Genomic DNA, 25,741 nt, shown 5'->3' on the forward strand with positions numbered 1-25,741 from the left:
GAGATTAAGTTGGAGTCTCTCGTACGGAAGAATGGAATGATAACTTGTCTTAGCAAAGAGAAGGCAACGGCTGTGGCCAGTGCCCTGGTTTTGGCCCTCGCATATCCGGGAATAGCGTCAGCTCATGGCGAAGCCATCGTGTACACAGTGTTGGGACTGTTTATTGCGTATCAGATTGCGCTAGCGATTTTTCTTCTTCAAGCAAAGGGCTTAGAGAGGCGTCGCCTTCTTGCTCTATCAGGCTATGGCCTTACTCTCGGAGTTGTTTGGAAATTCGTAATTCTTAATGCTTTAGAGTTTCAGTCAAATGCCTTGTATCTCTTGTTGTCTTTCGGAATCCCCGCAGCTACGGTGATAGGCATCTACTTTGCCCTTCGTAGAGATACACGCAAGATGCAATCGAGAGGTCAGGGTTAAGGACTGCCGAATCGTTCCATGTCAAGACCTAACACCAAGACCTCAGATATCGTCACCATTTTCATCAACTGCAGTGGCGCGAAGCTCTTATCTTTCACCGATGCCAAGAACCAGACGACGACCTATACCTATGACGAGATGGACCGGCTCAAGACCCGGACCGATGCGCTGAGCCGGACGGAAAGTTATGTCTATGACAAGAACGGCAATCTGACCACGTTCACGGATCGCAAGAGTCAGCAAGCGACGTTCACCTACGATGCCTTGAACCGCCGGACGGGGGCCACCTATCCGGATAGTTCCGTGGCCTTTGGCTACGATGCGATCGGACGGCTCACCAGTGTCAGCGATTCCGTCGGCGGCAATATCACCTGGACGTATGACACGGTGAGCAACGGGCATCATCCCCGGGTGCAAGAAGCCACGACGCCCGGCACGGTGACGGTGGAATACGATGAAATCGGGCGGCGGGTGAAATTGAGCGCGACTGGGCAGACGGATGTGACGTACACCTATGACAAGAACTCCCGGCTCAAGACCGTGACGCAAGGCGCACAGACCGTCACACTCGCGTATGACGATGCGGGACGCCGAACCGGTCTGACCTATCCGAATGGGGCGGTGACCAGCTACGGGTATGACAACGCCAATCGACTGCTCAGCATTAACCACGTCAAGACACCGACGACCATCGAAGCGCTGACGTACCAGAACGATGCGGCCGGGAACCGTATCAAACTCACCCGCGCCAATGCCGCGGCCTCGCTGATTCCGCAGGCGGTCAGCAACACGGCGTTCGACGCCGCCAACGAACAGACGCGCTTCAACAGTGCCTCCACAAACCTGGTCTACGATAGCAATGGCAATCTGACCTCCTTCACCGATACCTCCGGGACCACGACGTACACGTGGAATGCACGGAACCAGCTCACCGCGATCAGTGGTCCGAGTCTGTCAGCAAGCTTCGTCTATGACGGGTTGGGACGCAGGACCAGCAAGACGATCAACAGCACGACGACAGGGTTTTGGTATGACGGAGCTGATGTGCTTGCGGAACTCTCCGGTGGCACACCGACGGCAACCTACATCAGAAGCTTAAGCATCGACGAGCCGTTTATTCGGAGACAAACGGGCGGGGATGAGTTCTATCAGACCGATGGACTCGGAACAGCGTTGGCATTGACTGATGGCGCGGGGGCGTCTAGCACGACGTATACACAAGAACCGTTCGGGAACACTACCAGAACGGGTGCCTCAACCAACAGCTTTCAGTTTACCGGCAGGGAAAATGATGGCACGGGCCTCCAATATCACAGGGCGCGCTACTACCATCCGAAGTTGCAGCGGTTCATGAGTGAAGATCCTATTGATTTCTTTAGCGGTGATCTAAACCTCTACGGTTATGTAAAAAACAATCCCACTAATCTTACCGATTCCACCGGTGCCATCGTGGATACACTAGCAGATTTGGGATTCATTGGTTACGACATCTATAGGCTAGCTATCGATGGCAGAAAGCATCTCGGATCGAACCTAGCGGCGTTGGGACTCGATATCGGCGGGGCATTTACCCCATTTGTTACCGGATTGGGTGTTACGAGTCGAGTGGCGAAGAAGTTCCCAGATCTCCCTGCATCGATACCAGTAGGGCGGAGTGGTAACCCGATCAATGTTGTTGGGCCAGGTGGAAAGCCCCTTAACGTTCCTGCAGCCATTGGCGGGCGCACTTACTCTGGCCATGCCCTGGATCAAATGCAGGGCCGTGGGATACCACCGTCGGTTGTTGATAATGCAATCCACACTGGTACTACCTCGCCTGGGAAATATCCTGGGACAAATACTCACTATGACTCCGTAAACAACATCACGGCGGTAACCAATTCCAAAACAGGGAACGTAGTCACTGTACATCCGGGGCCACCGTCAGGAGGTTCACCGTGAATGAGCATGACAAGGAATATGACCTACGCCAGTTCAAGCGGATGCTCCAAGCAATTAACGGTTACAAAGAGGTTATGCAAAACAACAACCTTGAAGACCTTCGGAAAGTCATTGCAGATCTTGATGCTTTACGATCGAGTCTGGCTGTGAAATCAGAGTGGTTCGTAAAGCAGTTTGATCCTAGATGGGCAACCCTTGAAGAGGTGTACGCCATGCTACTGGACCATGACGAGACCCATCTAGACGAGATTGGAAGGAATCTCGTTGGTGAGGCAATAAACAACATCGAATCCCTCATTCAATCTGAAATCAGTAAGGGATGAAGAAATAGATTGATGTAATCCGAACGAACGCTCGGCACAAGGATCGATATGAGTAAGAACTCCCGGCTCAAGACCGTGACCCAAGGCACGCAGACCGTGACCTTGACCTATGACGATGCGGGACGCCGAACCGGCCTGACCTATCCCAATGGGGTGGTGACTACATATGGTTACGACAACGCCAATCGACTGCTCAGCATTAACCACATCAAAACGCCGACCACCATTGAAGCCTTGACCTATCAAAACGATGCCGCCGGGAACCGAATCAAGCTCACTCGCGCGAATGCGGCAGCGTCACTCATCCCCCAAGCAGTGACGAATACCGCCTTCGATGCGGCCAACGAACAGACCCGCTTTAACAGCGCCTCGACGAACCTTGTCTATGACAACAACGGGAACCTCACCTCCTTCACGGATGCCTCCGGCACGACGACCTACACCTGGAATGCGCGGAACCAGCTCACCGCGATCAGCGGGCCCAGTCTCTCCGCCAGCTTCGTGTATGACGGATTGGGACGCAGAACCAGCAAGACAATCAATAGTGCGACGACTGGATTCTGGTACGACGGAGCCGACGTGTTAGCAGAGCTCGCTGGTACCACGCCATCCGCCACTTACATCAGAAGCTTGAGCATCGATGAGCCGTTTATCCGGAAGCAATCTGGTGGCGATGAATTCTATCAGGTGGACGCACTAGGAACGACGTTAGCGTTGACGGATGGCGCAGGGTCGTCAAACACGACATATACACAAGAACCGTTCGGTAAGACGACCAAGACAGGTTCGTCTTCCAATGTGTTCCAATTCACGGGCCGAGAAGAGGATGGTGCAGGCGTCATGTACTATCGAGCGCGGTCTTACCATCCGAAATTACAGCGGTTTCTCCAGGAAGATCTCCTGGGCCTTGCAGCTGGTGATCCTAATTTATATGCCTATGTGTTCAACAGCCCTCTACTCTTAAGAGATCCCTCTGGATTACTTGGATTGGAGGATGCATCTGACTTTGCGGCTGGTTTCGGAGACTCCTTGACCTTTGGCCTAACTAGCCACATTCGCGATCTAACAGGCGCTAACGGTGTAGTTGATAAATGTGGCTTCGCATACTCAACTGGTGAATGGACTGAGGTAGGTACGGAAGTAAGTTTAATGGGTCTATCCTTCGGACTAAAAGCAGCAGCAACCCATATGGACCGAGAGTTTGTGTATGCAGCAGCAGCCCCCTTAAAAGCAGCGTACAAGAAAGCGATGGGTGCTACGAAGAGTACTGTCGCGCACCACATTCAGCCATTATTTGGTCATCCTGGTGGAAGGGGAACTTTGTTCCCAACTGGCGGACTACCGCCATGGATACATAGTGCGCCATGGAACCTACAAGTTCTGTCGCACGCAGAGCATGTTCAAGCGCATCGATATCTCAGGCAACTGGAAACACTTGCCGTTGCCGTCGTAAACCCTTTTACAACCTCAGTGCGGGCGCTTCTTGATTATTCTCAGGGGCGAGGATGCAAATAAGCAATTGTGGTTGCTGTTCCCAGTGTAAGTGGCAGGTAAAGTTATGAAAGCGACTCGGTGGTCTCAAGTTCCGTTCGGGCTCGTGCTTGCTTTATGTGCTCACTTCATTGCGATCCTTTTGGTCGGGGGAGTGAGCGTAGAGTACCTAGTGGTCTTCGGGGTGGCCTTTGTTCTAGTGGGGCTGATATTCGACCTTGCGATAAAAGTGGTTGTGAGGAGCACGGAACGTTCGTTGGCTCCATTCAAACAGCGCTACGATTCTGTCAAAGCTAGAATCAGTGCGCTTTCTCTTTCCGAGGCAAAGCGTCGTGCTCTAACACTGCTTGAAGACGGTTCAAAATTTGTATGCATTAGAAGGGCAACCACAGAGGACCCCCACCTTGAAGGTCTGCCTCAAGGGCTCAAAGACTTCTTTGGTCAATTTGAGAGTGTGGAAGCAGTGGAAGGGGAACTTCAATTGCGGCGCGCAGATATCTGCAACTCTAAGTTCAATCCGGAATTTATCAGGGTAGGTGCGGAATCTGATTTCAGAGAGATTGTAGTCCGGCCCAATGAAGAAAGCATTTTTGTGATTGATGGGTCAGAGAGTGACTTGTATGACTGGCCAAGGTACGCTCACAGAAGCATATTTCATTTCTTATTACTACAGGGTGAGTTGCTCGACATAAAAACTAAGGAATGATGTGGGACATTTGCTTGAGGAATTCTTGTGAAAAGAAATAATGTGATTCCAAATGCTTTCCGCCTCTTTATCGCTTGTTTCATGCTTTGGGTTGCCACGGCCAACATGGCGGTTGCCAGCGAAGCCCAATCCGCCTACGACGACCTCGGCAGGCTCACCACTGTCGTCGACGAAGCGGGCAACACTGCCATCTACAACTATGACGCCGTCGGCAACCTGCTCGGCAGCGATCGCTTTACGCCGGGTGCAAGTGGAATCGGCATCTATACCTTGCTGCCAGGGAAAGGCGCGGTCGGTGCGCAAGTCAAGATTCAGGGCTATGGCTTTGATCCGACGCCGAGCAACAACATGGTGATCTTCAACGGCACGAACGCGACGGTCGTATCCTCGACGGCCTACGCCATTATCGTGACCGTGCCGGCCAGTGCCACAACGGGGACCGTCAGCGTCACGAATACGAACGGGAGCGCGAATAGTCCGCAGGCGTTCACGGTCCTTGGGGCGCCCACCATCACGAGTGTCACGCCGAGCAGCGTCGCGCAAGGGACCCAACGCACCATCACGATCGTCGGGACGCAGCTCGCGACCGCGACGGCGGTCAGTTTTACGCAAGCGGGCCTCTCGGCCACGATTCTCACGGGGGTCACGGCCACGTCGTTGCCGGTGAAGTTGGTGGTGGCGGCCACCGTGCCGCCAGGGACCTACGCCTTTACGGTCACCACGCCGCAGGGCACCGCCAACAGCGGCTCCGTGACGATCAGCATCGCGGCGCCGGCACCATCCTTCGCCCTCACCCGGAGCCATGTGAGCGTGGCGATGCCGTTTCCCTCGGTGTCGGCGACCGCCGCGCCCTCCGGGCGCGCGATGACGGTCGCGCCACCGACCAGTGAATGGATGGCCTATCCCGATGTGCCGGGTACCAGTGCGCCCACCGGGCGGAGTATGACGGTCGCCCCGCCCGTCAGTGCAGCGATGCCCTAACGATGTGAACACAGAGGAGTTGTCTATGAGCTGGTCCTGTCTTCGTAAGGTCATCCCGGTTCTTCTCGCGATCCTGACCGTGGGTCCGATGGATCCGGCGCCGGCGGCGCAGTTTAGCAGTGGCAGTACCGGCAGCCTCGGGGCCTTGGCCCCGGCCTCGAATACCACCGTGGTGCTCCCGGCCGACGGGATCTTGCACTACACGACGGTGACGATTCCGGCCGGCGTCACCGTCACGTTTCAACGCAATGCCGCCAACACGCCGGTCACGTTGTTGGCGCAAGGCGATATCAGTATTGCCGGCACGATCAGCGTCAAAGGCGACGACGCGGTGCCCTACTCCGGCGACAATCCCAGCCCGCCCTCGCTCGGCGGACCAGGCGGCTTTGCCGGTGGGCAGGGCGGGACTAAGTCCACCTCGAACAATAATGGGGCGGCGGGGCAGGGGCCGGGGGGTGGCGCTCCAGGCATCTTTAATCCATGGTACACAACGACGACGGATGCGACCTACGGCGCGCCGGCGGATTTCGTGAGTCTGCTGCCGCTCTTTGGCGGATCCGGCGGGGGCGGCGGCGGGCGCACTGCCAGCTATCCCTCGACCGCGGCGGGCGCCGGCGGCGGCGGGGCCATCGTGATCGCCTCCACCACCAAAATCACCGTGCAATCGACCGGCGTGATCAACGCCAATGGCGGGGCCGGCTACCGGGTGGCCTGCGACTGGCGAGCCGGCGGGGCCGGGAGTGGCGGGGCGATTCGCCTGGTCGCGCCCTTAGTCACCAACCTCGGGACAATCCAAGCCCTGGGCGGCACCCCCGGTTGTCCGACGGGCGGCGGCCCGGGCCGGGTGCGCATTGAAGCCTTCACCTTAGGCGCCATCTATGCGACGAATCCCGCGGCCTCGATCGCCGCGACGCCGGGGCCGGTGACGGCCTCGAGCGTGCCGGCGCTCACCAGTTTGCCGACCTTGCGCATCAGCACCATCGGTGGGGTCAGCACCCCCTCTGTGCCCGGAGGGACCTATACGACGGCCGATGTGACGATGCCGCCGGGCACCACCAATCCCGTGACGGTGACGATTGAGGCGACCAACACGCCGGTCCCCAGCACGTTCACGTTCGTGGTGCTGGCCCCGTTCACGACGGCCACGTCGGTCACGGCCAATTCTACGGGCACCTTTGCGAGCTCCACCGCCTCGGCCTCGCTCACGCTCCCCGCCGGCCAGACGAGTGTCCTGAATGTCTACAGTCATTTTGTGATGCCGTGATGGCACAGGATGACTTGATCAGGGAGGATTCACGGAAGAGGGGAGGGGTGACGATGGGGCTGAACTGGCGACACGGGGTTGGACTCCTGTTGACGATTTTCTGGACGGTCCCGGCTCTCGGCCAGACCTTCAGCAGTGGCAGTACCGGGGCGCTTGGCGCGTTCAACCCCGCGTCCAACACCACCGTGGTGCTCCCGGCGGACGGCATCTTGAACTATACGACGGTGAATATTCCCGCAGGGGTCACGGTCACCTTTCAGCCCAACAGCGCCAATACGCCGGTCACTCTGCTGGCGCAGGGGGATGTCACCATTGCGGGCACGATCAACGTGAGCGGCACGAATGCCGCGCCGGCCACCGGCAGCGGCTCGACACCGATTGCCGGCAGCCCCGGGGACCGGGCGGGTTCGCGGGTGGCCAGGGGGCATGCGTGGCGTGGGACCCCGGGACGGGACCGCGGGGCGGGGGCCGGGCGGCGGGAACGGCGGCCAATGGTGGAGCGTGACCACCGGCGATGGGTTCTACGGCGCGGCCGCGACGTTTGTGAGCCTCATCCCGTTATTCGGCGGATCGGGCGGGGGTGGCGGGGCGGGCGATACCACGATCTGGGGCGCGGGCGGGGCCGGCGGCGGGGGCGCGATTGTCATCGCCTCGACCACTCAAATTACGATTTCCCCTGGGGATGATCCGGGCCAACGGCGGGGCGGGCAATTACAGCTACAGTGGCAGTTGTGATCGGTACACGGGCGGCGCGGGGGAGTGGCGGGGCCATCCGATTGGTGGCACCGCAGCTCACGCACCAAGGGCTGGTGGAAGCCCTCGGGGGCACTGCGAGCTGTACGCCGTATCACGTCGGGATTCCGGGAAGGATCCGCGTGGAATGTACGACCTGCAGTACCCCGGGCACCATCAATCCCGCCGCGTCCGTCACGAATACACTGGGTCCTGTCTCCGCCGCCGGCACCCCGGCCCTTACCACCCTCCCCACGCTGACTATTAACACAGTCGGCGGCCTGACGGCGCCGGCAAGCCCGACCGGCGCCTATGCGACGGCCGATCTCACGCTCCCCGCTGCGACCATGAATCCGGTGACGGTCACGCTCACCGCGACCAACATTCCGGTCGGCACGATCTTTACCATCCGGGTGCTGCCCGAAGGCGAGCCGATGGTCCCCTTCTTGAGTACGCCGAGCACCGGCACCTTTGCGAGTTCCACCGCCATGGCCAGTGTCAATTTGAAGCCTGGCAAGACCAATGTGCTCACTGCGTGTGTCGGCTATACTCAGGTCGCGGCCCTGCTGCCGTTCATTGATGGGGAACCAGTCGAGCAGCTCGTTGTCGCCGCCGGCATGGGGGAACCCTCGTCGCTCTCGGTCATCACCACATCAGGCAAAGAAGTCACCGTGGCGCAGTTGCCTCAGGAGACCCAGGTTCAGATTGCCATGGCCTTCGAGCGGCTGCGCGAGAGGCAGAGCGAGCTAAAACCCTCAGAGGTGATCTCGCTTGCTGACTGAGGCGATAGGCCGTTCCCGATCCGAGATTCGGTCCTGGCAATCTAACCGTTGCTCGAACGACGTTCCCAGGAACGGCTTCAGCGATCATCCGTTATTGGAGGCGTCTACTCAGGTTTCTCGCCGCACATCTCGGTCCTCCCGGGCGCCTTCCATTTGCACCAGCCGCGCCAGGTAACCTTCCGGCTCATCAAATTCGCCTGTCACGTCCCTTGCTCCTGGTCGGCTCCCTTCCGGGCCGCACCTCCTCCTTTGCCGTTGTGGATTGGCTCTCCAGGCTCAGTGAGAGAGCCAACCACAACTCACTACGAAGGAGGAAGTAAACATGGCGAACTCGAAACGACAGAAATCTTCACGGCCAAAACCATCCCAGACATTCCGTTCCGGCTCCGTCCGAGCGGCCGTCTGGCAGAACCTTGGGGAGAACGGGCCGTTTTACTCAGCCTTGCTGACCCGGTCCTTTCGCGACGCGGCCGGCAACTGGCGCACGTCCACCACCTTCGGCGAGCGCCAGCTCGAGGATTTGCTGATCGTGGCCGGGCAGGCACGGCAATGGATGGTAGACCATCCATTGCTGCAACCCAACTGAAACCCTCGACCCGGCGGCTCCGGCTCATCCGGAGCCGCCTGAATAATGCCTTGGATGTGCAGGATGAAACCAGCGATTGACGACGTGGCGATGAATTCCTGTGTCCCTGCTTGCCTTCCGGAGACTCATACGAGACCAGCTCGGTTTACGCGCAAGAGCCACGCCATCCAGTTGGAAGCATAACCCGGAGACCAACGACGGGCGTAACGGCTGCACGCAGCAACCGCGAGAGTGACCAACATTCACCGATGAAAGCAAGATCAGGACGCCTTGTTGGGATGACGGGCTCGACGCGATCATCGCCGACTACTTCGCTATGCTTGCAGAGGACCTCGCCACACCCCTGTGCTATTACTGTGCTACAAGCCATCCAAAAAGGTCGGAAACAGTCGAAATCATCACACACCCCAGAATCGTCCTAAGTGATCAAATTGCCGTATAAAGCGGTCGACCAGACGCAAGATCAGGGAGTTACAAATTACTACTTAATCAGCCTTCGAACCCGCAGGTCGCAGGTTCAATTCCTGCCGGGCGCACCATACCAAGCTACGCTTGAGCCGCGGGCTCTTCAGGCGTAGCCTTCTTCATTGACGCTCGCGGAGAAACACCTCAAGAGTTCTTCATCCCTTCCCTCTTCGGTTGAACCGGCGGCTCATCGGGCGAAGCCCCTCTTCATTGACGACGCCGGAGAGACACCACCAGTGATTTTTCTCTCCCATATCGAATCGCGCTTGGCGTGTGCCGCGGGCTCTTGAGACGTAGCCTTCTTCATTGACGCCCGCGGAGAAATCCCTTCAGTGATTGGCATCGGCTGAATTCATCCAAGCCGCGCCCGTAAAATGCAGGCCTTCCCGTATGCGACCCTTTCGACATGCGGGGCCTCCGAGCCATGGAGGCCGCCGCATCTTGAAACAATTCCGCTGATGCAATGATCTCGGGCTGGTCTGAGATGTATGGCGATGCATTCACCCCCCAAAGAGGTATATGGAGGGTCCTTCGGGCTAGCTACACTTCGCTCGCGCTAACTCCAGTCTATTCCGGCAGGAGGTCCCCGCCTGTCAACGAGTGGCTACCCACAGAACATCGTAGGTTCTCGCACCGAGGGAGAATGTTTATGACTGCGCTCCTTAAGAGTGCCACAATTGTTGCATTGCTGTCCGCAGGCTTCAGCCTCATTCAATGCTCCGGTGGAGATTCGAGTAGCGGCAACCCAGGAAGTAGTGGGACCGGCGTTGCTACGATTACGGTGCTGACTCCGTCGCAAGATGCCAGCCTGCCGTCGGGACCGGTCACAGTGTCGTTTGCTGTCTTGAACCACACAATCGGACTGCGGCAGCAACCTCATATGGTGTTCTTCGTGGATAACGATCCTGTTCCCCATGAGTTTTTTAATGGCCCTGGCATTACCGACCAAGACGGGGTGCTCTATCGAGGGGCTCATACCCATTCAGTTCATTGGCAAAGTCAGTCATCGTTTCAAATGTTCGGACTTCGGGCAGGGGTTCACCAGGTCAAATTGGTTCTCGTCGATGCCGCCGGCATAGCTCTCCAGAATCCTGAAGCTACACAGACAGTTTCGTTCACCATAGTGGCATCAGCAGACCGAGAATTTCGGTTGGAACCGATGCTGACCGGTCTCAATCTTCCCCTGGCCATGGCGACGGCACCGGACGGCCGTGTCTTCTATACGGAACTCATGACCGGGAATATTCGGGTTATCGACACGGTGGGTGGGACATGGCAACTGCGGCCGACCCCCTTCTATCACCTAGACGTCTATTCTGCGACTGATCAAGGCCTTCTCGGGATTGTGCTTGATCCGGCATTTTCGAGTAACGGATACGTATACGTCTATCATACAGTCAGCGATGCCTCTCGTAACCGAGTCGTCCGACTGAAGGATAATAATGGACAGGGTACGGAGGAAACCGTCATTCTCGACAATATCCCGGTTGGCCTGATTTTCCACAACGGCGGCATTATGCGTTTCGGTCCGGATGGGAAACTCTATATCACGACCGGAGATGCCCGCCAGTCTGACCTCGCGCAAGATTTGAGTTCGTTGGCTGGCAAAGTTCTCAGAATCAATCCGGACGGGACCGTTCCGAACGATAACCCGTTTCCCGGTTCGCCGGTTTATCTCCTCGGCTTGCGGCATAGCTTCGGCCTGACCTTTCACCCGCATACCGGGACGCTCTGGCTTACTGACAATGGAGAAGATGACAACGACGAAGTGAATCGCGGGATTAGCGGAGGCAATTACGGGTGGCCGATCGTCAGGGGAATCGCCAACGATCCTCGGTTTGTCGATCCTCTGGCGGCATTCACGCCCTCCCTCGGGATAACCGGGATCGTGGCGGTCGGCACAAACTCACCGTATCCGGCGGAGTATCACAATAATCTCTTCTTCACCGATGCCAACACCGGTCAAATCCAGCGGATCGTGCTTCAAGGAGCAGACCTCACTGAACGTGGAGAGCTAAGCATTGCCTTCGGTGGGGGAGTGGGTACGCTCATTGATCTCGTCGAAGGACCGGGTGGCTTCCTCTATGCGACGAGCCTGGAGGGCATTTATCAAGTGGTGCGAAATTAAGCCTAAGCTTTGGGCTGGACGTGCTGACGCCGACTGTTCGCATGGACAGGTGCCGGCCGGTCCGAGCGCCCCGCAGTCACGCATCTGATGAGAACGACGGACTCGCCCCTGTGAAGAGGAGAAGTAAAAGATGGGGAGGAAAGGGTGCGAGTAGTTGCGCTGGACATTACATAGACGCCGCCGCTTCCGAAGCCTCATCCCCATAGCGCAGATCACGATTGCTGGCGAGCAATACATAGGCCTCTCCCCACTGATGTCGGCTGGCGAGATCCCAGGGTTCATCACGGTCGATCGGTTTGAACCGTAGGCCATAGCGCCCTCCGTAGACGACGTAGGCCAGCCCCGATCCCGAATCTTCCACCACTTGGGCGTAGGCGGGACAAACCGGCGCCGCACTGTCGTCGCTCCAACCCACCACCCAGTACCACGCCCCGGCCGAATCGCGATCATAGAGCCGAACCTGAAGCACCGGTCGCGCTGGGCTCACTTCCTTGAATCGCACGAACAGCTCGGTCTCGCAGTTGTCGTTGGCCACGACTTCAATGATCATGGGCGCATCCCTATGCCCAACGCGGCGGGACTAGATTGTACCCCGGAGAGGCTCGCGGAAGTATGAGGGCTCGGGCCACCGGCGGAGGGGGCTTGACAACGCCGCCACTGAACTGATATTGAGAACTGAAATCAACATATGATGCGCGGGTGCGTGTTCGGCGAACGGCCGAATGCGGACGCCGCAGAAAGCAGGGTGCCGGATAGAGCCAGGTTCCATCGTCCGCCCAGACAGCAGGATTCACTAAGAGGCCAGAGGTCACGAGCGCCAGACCGGAGCCCAAGGCATCTCGCGATGTCCTTGGGCTTTTTTGTGCTCGAACGGCCTTTGGTACCCATGAGAAGGAGGGCGTCAATGAGAGACTCCGTTCATCAGCAAGGCAGAACATCACTCGCGGTCTGTGATTGCGGCAAGCTGCATTTTCGGTACGGCATGTTCACGATCCATTTTGCCCCGGACGAGTTCGCGGCCTTTGCTCGCGACGTCTGTGGCTTGGCGGCCGTGTTCAGCCGGCACCTCAACCGAAACGGGGTCAGCCGGGTCGTCGATCACGACCAGACCACCTGCCATTAGGAACATCGGCAGATCGGCGGCCCGACATCCATGAGCATCCAACCGGTCGAGCGACTGGGGAGTGCAACCACAGAGAGGACACCATGATGAAGATTCGCTCGTGCCCCTCCTGTCATCAACACAGTCTGGTATTCACCGGCGCCTTTTGGTCCTGCGCCGTCTGTAGGCTGGCCGTGACGGACCAGGCCTTGGCGTTCGATCTGGCCGGAAGGCAACGGACCCGTGAGAAGGCGGCCGGCCCTTCCTGTCCGTAAGACGATGCGCAGGAACGAAGCACAGACCTTTGAGATTGGCCGGGTGGTCCCGGTCTCCTCGACCAAGAGTTGGTCGAGCGCCGGGACCTGGCGGCGTTCGCGCGTGAGCCCGTCCACATGGAACGAGCGGGCGGCGCAGTCCTATGGCTCGTACGTGCAAGGCTGGGGTCTGTCCATCGTCCTGCATGTCGTGATCGGCGTGCCGTGTGTGGGCGCCATCGTCCTGTTGTCGCCGAATCCTCCCGAACCTCTGGTTATGCCCTTCCGATGGGAGGTGTCGATCGTCTCGACCACCCCACCTTCCATCGTCACCGCCGCCTTGCCAAGTCTGGTCGCTCCCGCTCCTCCGGCGGCGTCCGGCGACCCACCGCCGGCAGAAACTCGCTCGCAGCCTTCGGATCCGGGGCCGACGCAGGCGTTCCCCTTAAGGGAGCGCTCCGTCACACCTCCGCCAGACCAGGGGGCGGGTGGCGAGGGGACAAACCAACCGCACCGTGGGCGACATGAGCCCCACATGACTGAGACCATCCGGGCCTCCGTTCCCTTTGCGGACCACCGAGCGCCGGAACCGCCTCCTCCAGACGTGCCGCCACGGATGGAGCGCAGCCTGAGTGTGCAGGCGATGATGGCCAAGCCGACTGTGAAGCACCGGCCGCAGCCGGTCGAACGTCCCCTGCTGACACGATCCGTCTTGCCGGCTACGGCTGGTTGTCGGAGGCGCTCCGGGACAAGATTGAGCGGGCCAAACGGTATCCTGCGGTGGCCAGGGCGAATCGATGGCAAGGCCAAGTGCTGGTGCAATTCAGTGTGGGACGGGATGGGCGCTTGGACGATCTGCGGGTGGCGGAAAGCTCGGGCTATGCCGTGCTCGATCACGCCGCCCTCGAGACGGTGCGAGCGGCCTCGCCTGTCACTCTTCGACATGGGCTGGAGCAGCCGAGGGTTGCCGTCTCCCTTCCGCTGACCTATCAACTCGAATGAGCCGCCTGTCCGATCACCGTGCGGCCGGCGGCCTGTGGGCCTTTGGGCAGTATTACGACGAGCTCTTGGGGTTTCTCACGGCCAGACTCGGATGCCGGGAGCAGGCCGCCGATGTCGTGCAGGAGACCTACATGCGCGTCCTGAGTATGGAGAATCGCGAGACCGTCGTGCAGCCGAGAGCCTTTCTCTATAAGACGGCGTTGAACCTCACGGTGGATCTCTTCAGGAAGCAACGGCTCCGGGCCGAGCATACCGTCGATCTCGAATATGCCCGGGACGTGCCGTCCGGCGCACCAGATCAAGAGACAATCCTTGAGGGCAAGCGGCGGCTTCAACTGCTGAGGCACGCCATTGCGGAGTTACCGCCCAAGTGCCGGCATGTCTTTCTCCTGCACAAGTTTATGCACGTCCCGCAGCACGAACTGGCTGAGCGACTGGGGATTTCGAAGAACATGGTGGAGCGGCACGTGATGAAGGCACTGTCCCATTGCCGTGATCGGCTTCGGGAAGAGGGCCTCCAGATGGGGCCCGCCCTTCCGGCTGTCTCGGCATGGACGGCGACAGATCAGAGGACGAAGAATCCGTCGTCAGGTACCAGGGGGCCCATTCGTCATAATGATCAGGCGGATGACAAGGCGGTCCTGACAAGCTGGGATTCCGGCGACGGGTGTCCATCATGATCGTAAGACCGGAAGATTCAGGCCGGGCGAACCTGGAAGCGCTGCACCGATTTGTCCGAGGCCGTTCCGGCGATCCTTCCCGGGCAGACAGAGGGGAACTTTCTGAATGGCTGGCCGCCGCGCCGGCGAACCGGGTGGAGTATGAAGAGCTCCATCGGATCTGGAATGACCTCGATCACCTGGCAAAGGAACCGTTCCCGGAGTTGGACGAAGCCCGCGCCTGGTGGAGAAGGGAGTCGTTCGGATCAGCGGGGGACCTTCCCGCGAGGCGGTGGCGCGTGATATTCCCGGCGTTCGCCGGAATTGTCGCCACCCTTCTCGTCCTGGTTGTGGGGGTCTATTGGTGGTCGATGCTGCGGGTGGAGGCGGCGGATTATCGGACCGGCAAGGGAGAGCAACGGACGGTTGTCCTGGCGGACGGATCAACCGTCATGCTGGGTGCGGACACGGTCGTTTCAGCAGAGGTATCCGGCCGTCGTCGCACGGTTGTCCTGCACCGGGGAGAAGCCCTGTTCTCCGTGAAGCATGAGCCCGGCCGGCCCTTTTCCGTCCTGGCGGCCAACGGCACGGTCCGTGACATCGGAACGGTGTTTGCCGTGCACAGTTCGTCGGATCGGGTGCAGGTATCGGTGCTCGAAGGTCTCGTGGAAGTCCGGGCGCATGCGCCCGGACAACTTGACCTGACCCAAGAGACCGGCAGGGGTGATGGAGACCTCCAATCAGATGAACGAGCCATCCTGGCCGAAGGCGATCGTCTCTGGTACGGCCGAGACGGACAACTGTCCGCCGTTCACAAGGTCGATCGGGACCTGATGGCGGCGGGCTTTCATGGAAAGCTCGTCTTCGATGCTCTGCCGCTCGGACAGGTGATCGAGGAGGTCTCGCGTTACCGGGACGGCGAAATCCGGATTTTGGACCCGTCCCTCTCTTCCCTTCCGGTCAGCGGAGTCTTTCATCAGGACCATCTCGGCGGACTGTTCAAGGCGCTGGAACTCGCGTTGCCGGTGACGGTGACCGCCGTGAACCAGCGCCTCATGATGGTGGAGCGGCGGCACGATCGGCGGCCGCTCACGGCCAAGTAGGAGACGGTCCCCGACGCGGCGGAAAAAATTCTCATCCAGCGAGTGGGGTTTTCGTGATCTCCCTCGTCTTATATAGAAAGAAGCGAGCGGGTATCTGTGTGCTGGGCGATCAACCCCAGGGGTCTTGGTGTGTCCGTTACCGGTCATGGGGGTGGCGCCACCCTGGCTCTGCCGCTGGGCACGCTCTTCGAGGCGCCCACTGGTGCAGCCAGCCGGATCACATGGGTGGAGAGGGCCGTCGAGGTCGCCAAGGAAGGTCGAGCCATGAAATCAGGCCTGGTCAATCAAGTTGCGGGGCGTTCGTGACGGCGGCCGAATGGGATCGAGCGGGGAGCGGCAGGCGATCGCACCAGGCAGGTGGGTGGATCCTGTCGATCTGTGTGCACGCGCTGGCAGTCGGCTGCGCGTTCAAGGGTCTGGTGGAGATCCCGATCCCTGCGGCGTCGGAACCCTTTCGCTGGGAAGTGGCGATGGTGCAGCCGCAGATCTCTCCGCCGGTCGAGGAGCCTCCTCCGGTTCAACCGCCGGAGCCTCCAAAGGCATCGCCCTCGGTCCCCCCCACTCCTCAGCCTCGGCAGCAGGCGGTTGAGACCCCGAGACAAACGGTCCAGCTTCAGCAACACCGGCCGCTTGTGACGTCGTCCGTGCAAGAAACCCGCGAGCGGGTCGAGCGGACGGTTCAGACCGACCAGGCAAGGGAGATCACGCCGATCTCCACGGAGCGGGAGGTGAGTCAACGAACCGCAGTGGTAGAACAGGAGGCTGCAACGTCGGTTTCTGAAACCCTCGTGGCGCAGGTGGAGCCGGTTCCCCGGTCGTCGGTGGAGGCTCAGCCGAAAGCCGTTTCGGCGCCAGTGCCACAGATGGTGGAAGCCGAAGCAGTGGCAGAGCTTCAGGATGCGCCGGCCCCGGTGAGCCGGACCGCGATGGAGCAGTCGGAGTCCGTCGCAGAAGCGCGCCTGGTCCAGCACCAGCGCCCGCAGCACCGCCAGCCTGTCGTGCAGCAGGTTGCCGTCAAGGACGAAGTTCCCGCGGCGATCGAGCAGCGCATCGTGCAGGAACGGCCCCTTCGGGCGTTTCCCAAAACGCAGGCGGATTACGGCTGGCTGTCGGACACGCTCTGGAAGCGCATCGAGCAACTCAAGCGCTATCCGGCCCTGGCCCGGAGCAATCATTGGGAGGGCAAGGTGATCGTCGAAGCCGTCATTCAGGACGACGGGGCGATCATCGACACTCAGATTGCCGAAAGCTCCGGCCATGCCGTCCTGGATCAGCAAGCGCTGACCGTCTTAAAGCAGGCCTCTCCGCTGACGTTGAAACATCCGCTGGGACAGCGGCGGGTCACCATTTTGGTGCCGATCAGCTATCGGTTGGATGGGTAGGAGTGAAACGGCGGTGGATCCGGCGGGACCGCACCGCACGCCACATGTGCAACCACAAGGAGTGTCGTCATGAAGAAGGTTGTCAGCATGCACGGGGTTTGTGCGGGACGCGTCGTCGTCGCCGCGATTGCCATCATGGCATTGTCCGCCACGACCGGATGGGCCCAGGGCAAGGCGGAGAAGTCGTTCCAAGCCCTCGCGACCGATGCCAAGGGAGTCGAAACGGAAATCAAGAACGTCATCTTCTACTGGGAGGAGAAGGTCAGCGAAACCGCCTTCGTCCCGCATGAGCTGCGTGAAGTGCCCGTCAAGCGGGGCACGGCGACGGTGAAGATCAAGTTCGACCATATCAAGCGGGTGGACATCAAGCCCTCCGGCAATGGAGGGTTGCCCACCGTGGCCATCACCCTGGCTGACGGCAAGAGCGGGGAATTCGGCCTCGCGATCGCCGGAAGCTTTAAGGGCCAGTCTGATTTCGGAGAGGTCGAATTGCCCGCGGCCGAGATCAAACAGATCGTCTTCAAATAGCGGTGAAGCGTCTATCCCGCGGACGGTGTCGTCATTCCTCGTCCTCCATGGACACAGGTCCGCAGGCGGGATCTGGCAGGGGGAGCGACCGGCATATTCATCTAATCGACCATGGCTGTCCGCCACCAAGCCTCCCATTCTTCCGGATGCGATCTCCGCTGCGGGTGTGGCAAATTGCTGGCTCGATGGGAGGAGGACAGTCTTGTCATCAAGTGCATTCGCTGCAAACAACTGGTGAGACTATCACTTTCCGACATTCGAGGGATGCCGCCGGTGAGACCCACGACCGGCCCTCGGTGAGTCCGATCTAACCAGGCGCCTCAGTCCAGCCCTCTCCCTACATCCATTGAGTTGAATCCAACGCCCCCGGCTGCGAGAGCAGCCGGGGGCGTTGCTGTCTAAGCGAGTGCCGATCCTCGATTTGTGCGAGGCAGTCGAAGAGAACAGATCAGGTTGCCCCAGCTCCATCCGTCTCATCCCGTGAACAGCCACGTGCGGCCATAGCCGCATTGTTTGGAGGCGCGCCGCCTGCCTCGGGACCAGGAAAGGATTGACATCATGACATGGAAGGAACTGGGTATCGGTCTGCTGATCTTTACCATCTTGACCATCGCGGCGTTCGGGCTAGCCAGCGCGGTCTGGGCGCAAACGGAGAGCGTCACCGTGGCGATTCCGCCGCAAGACCTCTCGACGGCGCTGAACACCTTCGCGGAACAAACCGGCCTCCAGATCCTCTACGCTTCGGAGCTGACCGAAGGAAAGGTGACCAAGGGCCTGTCCGGAACGATGACGGCGGATGAGGCCATCCGCGCCCTTCTGGACAATACAGACCTGTCTTACGTCTTTACAGACGGGAAGACGATTGCCATACGCCAGTCCGCAGGTCCGTCGAAGCCAATGGCCCCCCCTGCCTCGTCGGTATCAGGGCCGCCGGATACGACCCTGAAGCTTCCGGAGGTCACAGTCACGGCGACACGCTCCGAGCGTCCGCTTGCGGCAATTCCAGAAGCTGTCACGGTCATTACCCATGAGGAGATCGAGAAGCAAACGACCCTCAGCAGGAGCCTGGTGGATGTTCTGGGGAAATTGGTCCCGGGGTTTGCGCCGGGGACGCAATCCCTGAGCAATTTTGGGCAGACGTTGCGAGGCCGTAATGCGCTGATCATGATCGATGGCGTGCCCCAATCCACGCTTCGCAATGCGGGCCGGGATCTGAACACGATCGATCCCTCGGCGATTGAGCGGATTGAGATCGTGCGCGGCGCCACGGCCATCTATGGGGACGGCGCAACCGGCGGCATTGTCCATATCATCACGAAGCGGCCGGGCACCGGCAAGCCGGTATTATCGACGGAAGTGCTGGCCAGCACGGCTCCCACCAACCCGACGGCGGGGCTCGGGGGACGCGTCGTCCAGTCGGTGGCCGCGAAAAAGGGGCCCGTGGATTTCTCGCTGAGCGGCTCGTACGAGCGGGTCGGCGGCCTCTTTGACGCTCGTGGCGACCGGATCCCTCCCGATCTGCAAAGCAGTCAAGGCGGTTTGTCGGATCTCAACATGTACAACCTGTTCGGCAAGGTCGGCGCCGACTTGGGAGCGCAGCGATTGGAATTGACGGTGAACCGGTTTGTGGCCGAGCAGGACAGCGACTATGTAACCGACTTTGCCAATTCCAGCCAAGCCGGCAAGGCAGTTGCGCGAAAGGGATTGGCGCTCGACGACCAATCAGGAACGAAGAATACGGTCGTGAACCTGGATTACATCCGCAAAAATCTCTTGGGCAGCCATGTCCGCGCGCAAGCGTACTACCGGGACTACTTGACCCGCTTTTTCCCTTTTGACGGACAGAGCTTCGCGACGCTCGGCAATAACATCATCCAATCCCGGGTTCTCTCGGAAAAGTTCGGCGGGCGCCTCACGGTCGAAACGCCCATTCCCATCGCGCAGGCGCTCAAACCGGTGTTGCTCTGGGGGGCGGACGCATCCCGCGAGCAGACCTCTCAGCGGGTGGCGATCATGGATCCCGCCCTCTTTGCGAACAGCGGCGGCCTGGCGTTTCAACCCATTGACGATCGGGTCTGGGTGCCTCCGATGACCCAGCGTTCGCTGGCGTTCTTCGGTCAACTTGAGCTCAAACTCCATGAGCGCTGGCTGGTGCGAGGCGGCGTCCGGCATGAACGAATCGGATTGGAGACGGCCGCCTTCACGACCCTCGGTGGGGAGCCGATCGCCGCCGGGTCCCGCGATTTTGACGCGACCGTCTTCAACGCGGGCACGGTGGTCTATCTCACGGACGAGGTCAATCTATTCGCCAATTATTCGCAAGGCTTTTCCATTCCGGATGTCGGGTTGATCATTCGGAGCGCACCCGCGGGCTTTTCCTTCAGCGATTCTCAACTCTCGCCGATTCGGGTCAATCACTATGAAGTGGGGCTCCGGGGCGACTGGAGCCGCTTCCAAGCGTCCGTCGTCGGATATTACAACGAATCCCTGCTCGGCGTGACGTCCGCCGGCTTCTTTGCCAACGTTGTCAGGGCTCCCGAACGCGTCTATGGTGTGGAAGGGACGTTCGATGTGCAACTTGCGCGCTGGTCACTCGGCGGAACGGCCACTTACGTTGAAGGCGAGAACGACATCAATCGAACAGGCGACTACAAGTATCTCAACGGATTTCGAATTCCTCCACTGAAGCTGACCGCTTATGTGGAACACCTCACGGTGCCGACATGGAGTTGGCGGAACCGGCTTCAGGTGTTGTATTCCGGCACCAGGGACCCTGGACTGGGACCGGCTGTGTTCGGCGGCCGGCCGGTGCACAGTTTCACGGTGCTGGATTTTATCAGCACGGTCAAAGCAGGTCCCGGCCGGATCCAATTCGGCATTGAAAACCTTCTGAACAGCCAGTATTACCTCCCCATCTCGCAGCTCCAACGTGTCGGCATCGCCAGCCTGACCGCCGCTCGCGGGATGGTCGTCAGCCTCGGGTACAGCGTGACCTGGTGAACCGAAGCCGGCGGTCTGGACTTTCCGCCGCCGGCGCACGTATACTGATGAGACTATTTCTCATTATCATAGATAGACCGTTCGCAGAGGCGACCGGCACCCAGATTGGAACTCGGGATGCGTTCGTCGGCACGGATGGACTTAGGTGGATAACCAGATTGCGGCGGAACGATTTTCTCTGTTTCGGGAGTACTATGACGAACTCGTCGGCTTTCTGACGCTGAAGTTGAGATCGCGCGATCAGGCGATGGATGTCGCGCAAGAAACCTTCCTGCGCGTCCTCACGCAGGACTCGACGGTTCCCGTAGTCCAGCCCAGAGCCTTTCTCTACAAAACCGCGCTCAATCTCACCGTCGATCTGTTCCGCAAACGGCAGCGGCGGGCCGAGGACTCCTTGGATGCGGAGGGCATGCGGGAGAGCCTGATTGCGTCGCCCGAGCAGGAGGCCATCGTCGAGGCCAGGGAGCAGATTCGCCTGTTGTATGAGGCCATTATGGAATTGCCTCCCCGCTGTCGCCAGGTGTTCCTCCTGCATAAATTCAAAGATCGTTCCCACGCGGAGATCGCGGCGCACTTCGGCATTTCCATCAGCATGGTGGAAAAACACATCAGCAAGGCGACGGCGCACTGCCGAGCCCGTTTCCAAGACATCTCGTAGCTTCTCACTTGCCGAGTTCCGCATTCCTCGCGCCTTGCCGTTGCCCGCACCCCAATAAAATCAGAGTCAGGGACAGACAGACCTGAGGGGCGCGGCCGTCTTGTTCGTCCCATCATTGCGGAGCTATCATCGCCGCCGGAAGCCGCGGCGCCCGCTTATTCCTCGACCGTCCGACCGTCTCGACCATGGCCGAACGCACACCCTCTTCTCATACGGGATCACTGCGGGAGCAAGCCGTCCGATGGATCGTCCGGCTCAACTCCGGCACGGCCACCCCAGGCGATCGCCGGGAGTTTGAAGCCTGGCTGGCGGCCGGACCGGAACACCGGCACGAATTCGAGCAATTGTCGAGGATGTGGGCGGCTCTGGACGGGACTCAGTCATTGCTGACAACGGAGATCGACAAGGCGGAACAACTTTGGGAGCGCTATACGGCGAACCGGCAGGCGGCAGGTCGATGGTCTTGGCGGTCGGTGGCCTGGCCGGCCGCCGGAGCGGCTGCGCTGGTCCTCATGCTCGTCACCGCCTGGTGGTGGATGCGGCTGCCCGAGGTGTGGATGTATGAGACGGCCAAAGGCGCGCAACGACAGGTGACCCTGGCGGATGGGTCGATGGTGATGCTGAATACGGATACGAGGCTGACCGTGCAGTTTTCTTCAAGGACGCGGCTGATCCGGTTGGATCAGGGCGAAGCCTGGTTTACGGTCCGGCACGACGAACGCCGCCCGTTCACCGTCCAGGTCGCCAACGGCACGATTCGCGACATCGGCACGCAGTTCATGGTGAACAAGGCGCCTCAGGCCGTGCGCGTCAACGTCTGGGAAGGAGTGGTGGAAGTCGGGGTCCGCGCGCCGGATGAGTCCGGGGCGGCTGCTCATCCGGCGATTCTTCGCGAGGGGCAGCAGGTTTCGTATGACGAAGAAGGCCGGATGTCAGACATCCGCTCCTTCGACCGGGAGATGGTCGGGAGTTGGAAGGACGGCAAATTGATCTTCCGGTCACAACCGCTCAAGCAGGTCTTGACGGAAGTCGCGCGCTACCGGCCTGAAGAAATTCGGCTGCTCGACCCGAGCTTGGAAGAATTTCCGGTGAGCGGCGTCTTTCACATTCACGATCTCGAGCACGTCATCCCAATCTTGGAGGACGCCTTGCCCATTCGCGCGCACCGGGTCGGTACCAACCTGATCGTTGTCGAACGCCCGCCGGCCTCCTCAACTGGTCGCTAGCCCCTCTTCCCACCCCCACGCACCGACCGCTTGTCAAAAAAAATTCCGTTCCGACATGAGGGCTCCCGCCGCAGTCGTCGTCCTACTCGTCGTGTGCCGCTGAACGCCTTGCCGTCATCCGCCTCCACCGGAAGAGGCAAGGTCGAGGATGGAGGGAACAGCAGGAGCACGCGGACACCATCAATCTACGACGAGGAGGCGCCATCAATGGCTCGTACATTGCGCAGGCACAACAGCATGAAACCCGGGAGGCGAGCGGCCGCGGCTCGCCTGGGCGCAGCTCTCGCCACGGCGACCGTGGAGGGCGTCGGTCCTGCGCGGCACCGGTTCTTGTGGGGATTGCTCGCGAGCCTCTCGGCCGTGGCGCTGAGCGCCTATCACCCGGCCATTCCGCAGGATGCGCGGGCGGAGCATTGGAAACCGACGCCTCGCGAGCCGGAACGGAGCCCCGACCCACGGGACCCGCTCGGGGCGAGAAAGCGAGGCCTGCCGTGGCGGCCGGGCGGGAAGGGCGAGTTGTCCCACAGCGCCCCTCCGGCGGTCCGTCTGGCATCCAACGAGGGGTCGCAGGACGGACCGGCGCAGCCATTCGATCTTCCTCCAGGAGACTTGGAGACGGCGCTCATCGGGTTTTCCCGGCAATCCGGCCTTCAATTGCTGTACTCCTCGGAACTGGTCGCCGGACAACGGACCGCAGGGCTACAGGGCGACTACACCCCGGAAGAGGCGCTTCGTCTGTTGCTCGATCACACCGGGCTCCAGTATCGGTTTGCCGGTCCCGGGGCCGTCACCTTACAACCGGCCGGTACAGTCGGGACCGGGGCTGCTGCCGCGGCTGGAGCAGCCAGAACGCCGGCGGACTCCGGCAAGCCGGTCAAACTCCCGGAAGTCGTCGTCAAGGAGACGAGAGAACTGCCGCAGCCGTCTCAAGACCCCCCGGCAGGCTACAAAGCCGACTATTCGTCGACCGTCACGCGCAGCACGATGTCGATCGACGAGACCCCGACCTCGATCGGCGTCGTCACGCGCGACGTCATCCGCGATACCTTCTCTCGGACCCAGAATGACGCATTCGAAAGCGTGAGCGGTCTGTCCCGGAGCAATACCAGATTGGGACGGGGTGAAGGGATCAATATCCGAGGATTCGAAGCATGTACCTTCACCGGCGCCTTTAACGGCATGAAGGTCAATGGGTTGCCGACGGATTGCGTCTTCGCGCCGGATTGGGCCATCGTCGAACGATATGAGATCGTGAAAGGGCCGGCCTCGATCGTCGGCGGCGCCGCCACCCCGGGCGGCATCGTCAACCGTATCACCAAGACCCCGCAACGCTCGAATTTCACGACCGTGGAAGCCAACATCGGCTCCTATGATTTTTACAGAGGGATGATCGACGCCAACGGCGTGATGCCGAATCACGAGAACATCCGGGGCCGCTTGGTGTTTGCTGTCGAAGAGGGGGGCAACTTCATCGACTTCACGCCGGTCCGGCAATATACCGTCGCCCCATCCGTCGAGTTCGACCTGTTCAAGGGCGCCGGCAAGTTGCTCATCATCGGCACCTATCAAAAATTCGACGGCGCCAGCTATCCCGGTTGGCCGCTCACGAGCGATGGGAACATGCTCAACGTGCCGCGCACGAGCAACTTCGGCGGCGGCGCCGACGTGGGCGCCCATACCAACTTTACCGGCTACAACGGCGAGGTCCATTACAATCATCAGTTCATCCACGACATCAAACTCTCAGCCAAGGGCAAGTACTCGAAGTCGGACCTCACCGATAATGTCGTGTACAGCTATACCATCGGCGGGATTCCTCCGAGCGGGGACTCCTATCTCAACAATGGCTTGCGCCGCAACCGTTTCGATACCTATGCGGGCGAGTTGTTCCTCAGTAAGGAGTTTGATCTCTTGGGGCAAAAGAACGAAATCTTGGCCGGCGCCGATTATCGCGACATGACGCAGAATTTCCTTCTCGGCTATACCTATTTGCCCGTAGGCGGACCGTTTGTGATCGATAACGTGTTCAACCCGAGGAACGGGATACCAGTGGCGTCCGATTCGTTCCTGACTAGCGTAGCGGGTGCAGACCGCCGATCCACCTTGAAACAGACCGGCGTATTCGCACAGACCGTCATCCGTCCCTTCGAACGGTTGACGCTCGTGCTGGCGGGACGGCACGACAACGCGGACTCGACCAACCGCGAAACATCAACGAGTGCACAAAGCGCACGGACGGACTCCCGATTGACCGGCCGAGCCGGCGCGACCATGAAAGTGACCGAATGGATGAACGTCTATGGCGGTGTCCAACAGTCCTTCGCTCCGCAACCGCTCTTTATCACTCGAAATAATGAAATGCTGAACGCGGAGACCGGCATCAATTATGAAGTCGGCGCCAAGTTCAACCTGCTCAACGAGCGCCTCCGTATCACCACCGCACTGTTTCGCACCTATCGCCGCAATGTCGCGACGCCCGATCCGACCGACTTTCGATTTTCCATCGCTGTCGGGGAGCAGCGCCATCAGGGGGCGGAACTGGACGTGAACGGGCAGCCGATTCCCGGCCTGAACCTGAATGCAGCCTTCACGTACCTGGATGCCGTGATTACAGAAGACAACAACCCGGCATTGGTCGGCAGCTATCCGACTCGGGTGCCGCGCAACTATGTGGGGCGCGTCTTCGCGACCTATCAACTCCAGTCCGGGCCTCTGCAAGGCTTCGGATTCGGGGGCGGAGTCTATTTCCAAGGCGGGTATGAATTATCGTTCCCAAACGGGATCAAGACAGACCCCTATCAGCGGGTGGACGCGCTGCTCTTTTACCGGGGAAACAAACGATACGATCTGAGCGTCAACATCCGCAATCTGCTCAACCAAAAATACATCGAGAGTCCCGGCAACTTAAACTCCTATAACGGCTTCGGCGCGCCAATCATCGCCATCGCGTCGCTCCGGGTGTTTTTCTGAGGTCGGGAGTGGGCAGGGCTGCTGTACCAGATGCCGAGTGC

The 25,741-nt window shown here is 60.0% G+C and carries 22 protein-coding genes; 21 read left to right on the forward strand and 1 reads right to left on the reverse strand.

The window, feature by feature from the left end; all coding sequences use genetic code 11:
• Positions 1-435 precede the first annotated feature (435 nt).
• The 10 genes from QWI75_RS03240 to QWI75_RS03285 all read left to right on the forward strand — a co-directional run bounded on the left by QWI75_RS03240 (position 436) and on the right by QWI75_RS03285 (position 11,816).
• Complete coding sequence (locus QWI75_RS03240) at positions 436-2,358, forward strand: RHS repeat-associated core domain-containing protein (RefSeq protein WP_289267249.1); 1,923 nt, start codon at positions 436-438, stop codon at positions 2,356-2,358.
• A complete protein-coding gene (locus QWI75_RS03245; protein WP_289267250.1) occupies positions 2,355-2,681 on the forward strand; it encodes a hypothetical protein in 327 nt (108 codons plus the stop codon). The genes QWI75_RS03240 and QWI75_RS03245 overlap by 4 nt, the downstream gene beginning before the upstream one ends.
• 48 nt (positions 2,682-2,729) lie before the next feature.
• Complete coding sequence (locus QWI75_RS03250; RefSeq protein WP_289267251.1) at positions 2,730-4,196, forward strand: RHS repeat domain-containing protein; 1,467 nt, start codon at positions 2,730-2,732, stop codon at positions 4,194-4,196.
• A gap of 43 nt (positions 4,197-4,239) precedes the next feature.
• Positions 4,240-4,878, forward strand: coding sequence for a hypothetical protein (locus QWI75_RS03255; RefSeq protein ID WP_289267252.1), 639 nt, complete (start codon positions 4,240-4,242; stop codon positions 4,876-4,878).
• An 81-nt stretch (positions 4,879-4,959) separates the two neighbouring features.
• Positions 4,960-5,859, forward strand: a complete 900-nt coding sequence (locus tag QWI75_RS03260) for an IPT/TIG domain-containing protein (RefSeq protein ID WP_289267253.1) — start codon at positions 4,960-4,962, stop codon at positions 5,857-5,859.
• Positions 5,860-5,884: 25 nt separating this feature from the next.
• Positions 5,885-7,123: a hypothetical protein gene (locus QWI75_RS03265; RefSeq protein WP_289267254.1), complete on the forward strand. Its 1,239-nt coding sequence runs from the start codon at positions 5,885-5,887 to the stop codon at positions 7,121-7,123.
• A gap of 53 nt (positions 7,124-7,176) precedes the next feature.
• Positions 7,177-7,809: a hypothetical protein gene (locus tag QWI75_RS03270; RefSeq protein WP_289267255.1), complete on the forward strand. Its 633-nt coding sequence runs from the start codon at positions 7,177-7,179 to the stop codon at positions 7,807-7,809.
• Between the two features lie 189 nt (positions 7,810-7,998).
• Positions 7,999-8,637, forward strand: a complete 639-nt coding sequence (locus QWI75_RS03275) for a hypothetical protein (protein WP_289267256.1) — start codon at positions 7,999-8,001, stop codon at positions 8,635-8,637.
• Between the two features lie 322 nt (positions 8,638-8,959).
• Entirely contained in the window at positions 8,960-9,223 is a 264-nt protein-coding gene (locus QWI75_RS03280; protein WP_289267257.1) for a hypothetical protein, read from the forward strand.
• A gap of 1,114 nt (positions 9,224-10,337) precedes the next feature.
• Entirely contained in the window at positions 10,338-11,816 is a 1,479-nt protein-coding gene (locus QWI75_RS03285) for a PQQ-dependent sugar dehydrogenase (protein WP_289267258.1), read from the forward strand.
• A 166-nt stretch (positions 11,817-11,982) separates the two neighbouring features.
• Here QWI75_RS03285 and QWI75_RS03290 read toward each other — a convergent pair whose 3' ends face one another.
• Positions 11,983-12,366, reverse strand: coding sequence for a hypothetical protein (locus QWI75_RS03290; protein ID WP_289267259.1), 384 nt, complete (start codon positions 12,364-12,366; stop codon positions 11,983-11,985).
• A gap of 354 nt (positions 12,367-12,720) precedes the next feature.
• Here QWI75_RS03290 and QWI75_RS03295 point away from each other — a divergent pair, with 354 nt between their 5' ends.
• From QWI75_RS03295 to QWI75_RS03345, 11 genes are all read left to right on the forward strand, one after another.
• Positions 12,721-12,939: a hypothetical protein gene (locus tag QWI75_RS03295; protein ID WP_289267260.1), complete on the forward strand. Its 219-nt coding sequence runs from the start codon at positions 12,721-12,723 to the stop codon at positions 12,937-12,939.
• A gap of 83 nt (positions 12,940-13,022) precedes the next feature.
• Positions 13,023-13,193 (forward strand): hypothetical protein, encoded by a 171-nt coding sequence (locus QWI75_RS03300; protein WP_289267261.1) that lies wholly within the window; start codon positions 13,023-13,025, stop codon positions 13,191-13,193.
• A gap of 708 nt (positions 13,194-13,901) precedes the next feature.
• On the forward strand, positions 13,902-14,174 hold the full coding sequence (locus tag QWI75_RS03305) for an energy transducer TonB (protein ID WP_289267262.1): 273 nt from the start codon (positions 13,902-13,904) through the stop codon (positions 14,172-14,174).
• Positions 14,171-14,854 (forward strand): sigma-70 family RNA polymerase sigma factor, encoded by a 684-nt coding sequence (locus tag QWI75_RS03310; protein ID WP_289267263.1) that lies wholly within the window; start codon positions 14,171-14,173, stop codon positions 14,852-14,854. Before QWI75_RS03305 ends, QWI75_RS03310 begins: the two co-directional genes overlap by 4 nt.
• Positions 14,851-15,936 (forward strand): FecR family protein, encoded by a 1,086-nt coding sequence (locus QWI75_RS03315; protein WP_289267264.1) that lies wholly within the window; start codon positions 14,851-14,853, stop codon positions 15,934-15,936. Before QWI75_RS03310 ends, QWI75_RS03315 begins: the two co-directional genes overlap by 4 nt.
• A gap of 302 nt (positions 15,937-16,238) precedes the next feature.
• On the forward strand, positions 16,239-17,318 hold the full coding sequence (locus QWI75_RS03320; RefSeq protein ID WP_289267265.1) for an energy transducer TonB: 1,080 nt from the start codon (positions 16,239-16,241) through the stop codon (positions 17,316-17,318).
• Positions 17,319-17,387: 69 nt separating this feature from the next.
• Complete coding sequence (locus QWI75_RS03325) at positions 17,388-17,846, forward strand: hypothetical protein (RefSeq protein ID WP_289267266.1); 459 nt, start codon at positions 17,388-17,390, stop codon at positions 17,844-17,846.
• A gap of 558 nt (positions 17,847-18,404) precedes the next feature.
• Positions 18,405-20,846 (forward strand): TonB-dependent receptor, encoded by a 2,442-nt coding sequence (locus tag QWI75_RS03330; RefSeq protein WP_289267267.1) that lies wholly within the window; start codon positions 18,405-18,407, stop codon positions 20,844-20,846.
• A gap of 145 nt (positions 20,847-20,991) precedes the next feature.
• A complete protein-coding gene (locus tag QWI75_RS03335) occupies positions 20,992-21,504 on the forward strand; it encodes a sigma-70 family RNA polymerase sigma factor (protein WP_289267268.1) in 513 nt (170 codons plus the stop codon).
• Positions 21,505-21,689: 185 nt separating this feature from the next.
• On the forward strand, positions 21,690-22,730 hold the full coding sequence (locus QWI75_RS03340; protein ID WP_289267269.1) for a FecR family protein: 1,041 nt from the start codon (positions 21,690-21,692) through the stop codon (positions 22,728-22,730).
• 207 nt (positions 22,731-22,937) lie between these two features.
• The gene (locus QWI75_RS03345) at positions 22,938-25,700 is read left to right on the forward strand and encodes a TonB-dependent siderophore receptor (protein ID WP_289267270.1); all 2,763 of its coding nucleotides are present in this window, start codon (positions 22,938-22,940) and stop codon (positions 25,698-25,700) included.
• The last annotated feature ends 41 nt before the right edge of the window (positions 25,701-25,741 follow it).

Source organism: Nitrospira tepida (assembly GCF_947241125.1).
Classification (GTDB): domain Bacteria; phylum Nitrospirota; class Nitrospiria; order Nitrospirales; family Nitrospiraceae; genus Nitrospira_G; species Nitrospira_G tepida.

What these genes read in the sequence shown, in the direction of transcription:
- QWI75_RS03270 (WP_289267255.1), top strand. Translation starts at nt 7,177, where the DNA reads ATGGGGCTGAACTGGCGACACGGGGTTGGACTCCTGTTGACGATTTTC.
- QWI75_RS03255 (WP_289267252.1), top strand. Translation starts at nt 4,240, where the DNA reads ATGAAAGCGACTCGGTGGTCTCAAGTTCCGTTCGGGCTCGTGCTTGCT.
- QWI75_RS03315 (WP_289267264.1), top strand. Translation starts at nt 14,851, where the DNA reads ATGATCGTAAGACCGGAAGATTCAGGCCGGGCGAACCTGGAAGCGCTG.
- QWI75_RS03330 (WP_289267267.1), top strand. Translation starts at nt 18,405, where the DNA reads ATGACATGGAAGGAACTGGGTATCGGTCTGCTGATCTTTACCATCTTG.
- QWI75_RS03295 (WP_289267260.1), top strand. Translation starts at nt 12,721, where the DNA reads ATGAGAGACTCCGTTCATCAGCAAGGCAGAACATCACTCGCGGTCTGT.
- QWI75_RS03260 (WP_289267253.1), top strand. Translation starts at nt 4,960, where the DNA reads ATGCTTTGGGTTGCCACGGCCAACATGGCGGTTGCCAGCGAAGCCCAA.
- QWI75_RS03325 (WP_289267266.1), top strand. Translation starts at nt 17,388, where the DNA reads ATGAAGAAGGTTGTCAGCATGCACGGGGTTTGTGCGGGACGCGTCGTC.
- QWI75_RS03250 (WP_289267251.1), top strand. Translation starts at nt 2,730, where the DNA reads ATGAGTAAGAACTCCCGGCTCAAGACCGTGACCCAAGGCACGCAGACC.
- QWI75_RS03240 (WP_289267249.1), top strand. Translation starts at nt 436, where the DNA reads ATGTCAAGACCTAACACCAAGACCTCAGATATCGTCACCATTTTCATC.
- QWI75_RS03285 (WP_289267258.1), top strand. Translation starts at nt 10,338, where the DNA reads ATGACTGCGCTCCTTAAGAGTGCCACAATTGTTGCATTGCTGTCCGCA.
- QWI75_RS03345 (WP_289267270.1), top strand. Translation starts at nt 22,938, where the DNA reads ATGGCTCGTACATTGCGCAGGCACAACAGCATGAAACCCGGGAGGCGA.
- QWI75_RS03310 (WP_289267263.1), top strand. Translation starts at nt 14,171, where the DNA reads ATGAGCCGCCTGTCCGATCACCGTGCGGCCGGCGGCCTGTGGGCCTTT.
- QWI75_RS03340 (WP_289267269.1), top strand. Translation starts at nt 21,690, where the DNA reads ATGGCCGAACGCACACCCTCTTCTCATACGGGATCACTGCGGGAGCAA.
- QWI75_RS03280 (WP_289267257.1), top strand. Translation starts at nt 8,960, where the DNA reads ATGGCGAACTCGAAACGACAGAAATCTTCACGGCCAAAACCATCCCAG.
- QWI75_RS03265 (WP_289267254.1), top strand. Translation starts at nt 5,885, where the DNA reads ATGAGCTGGTCCTGTCTTCGTAAGGTCATCCCGGTTCTTCTCGCGATC.
- QWI75_RS03300 (WP_289267261.1), top strand. Translation starts at nt 13,023, where the DNA reads ATGATGAAGATTCGCTCGTGCCCCTCCTGTCATCAACACAGTCTGGTA.
- QWI75_RS03290 (WP_289267259.1), bottom strand. Translation starts at nt 12,366, where the DNA reads ATGATCATTGAAGTCGTGGCCAACGACAACTGCGAGACCGAGCTGTTC.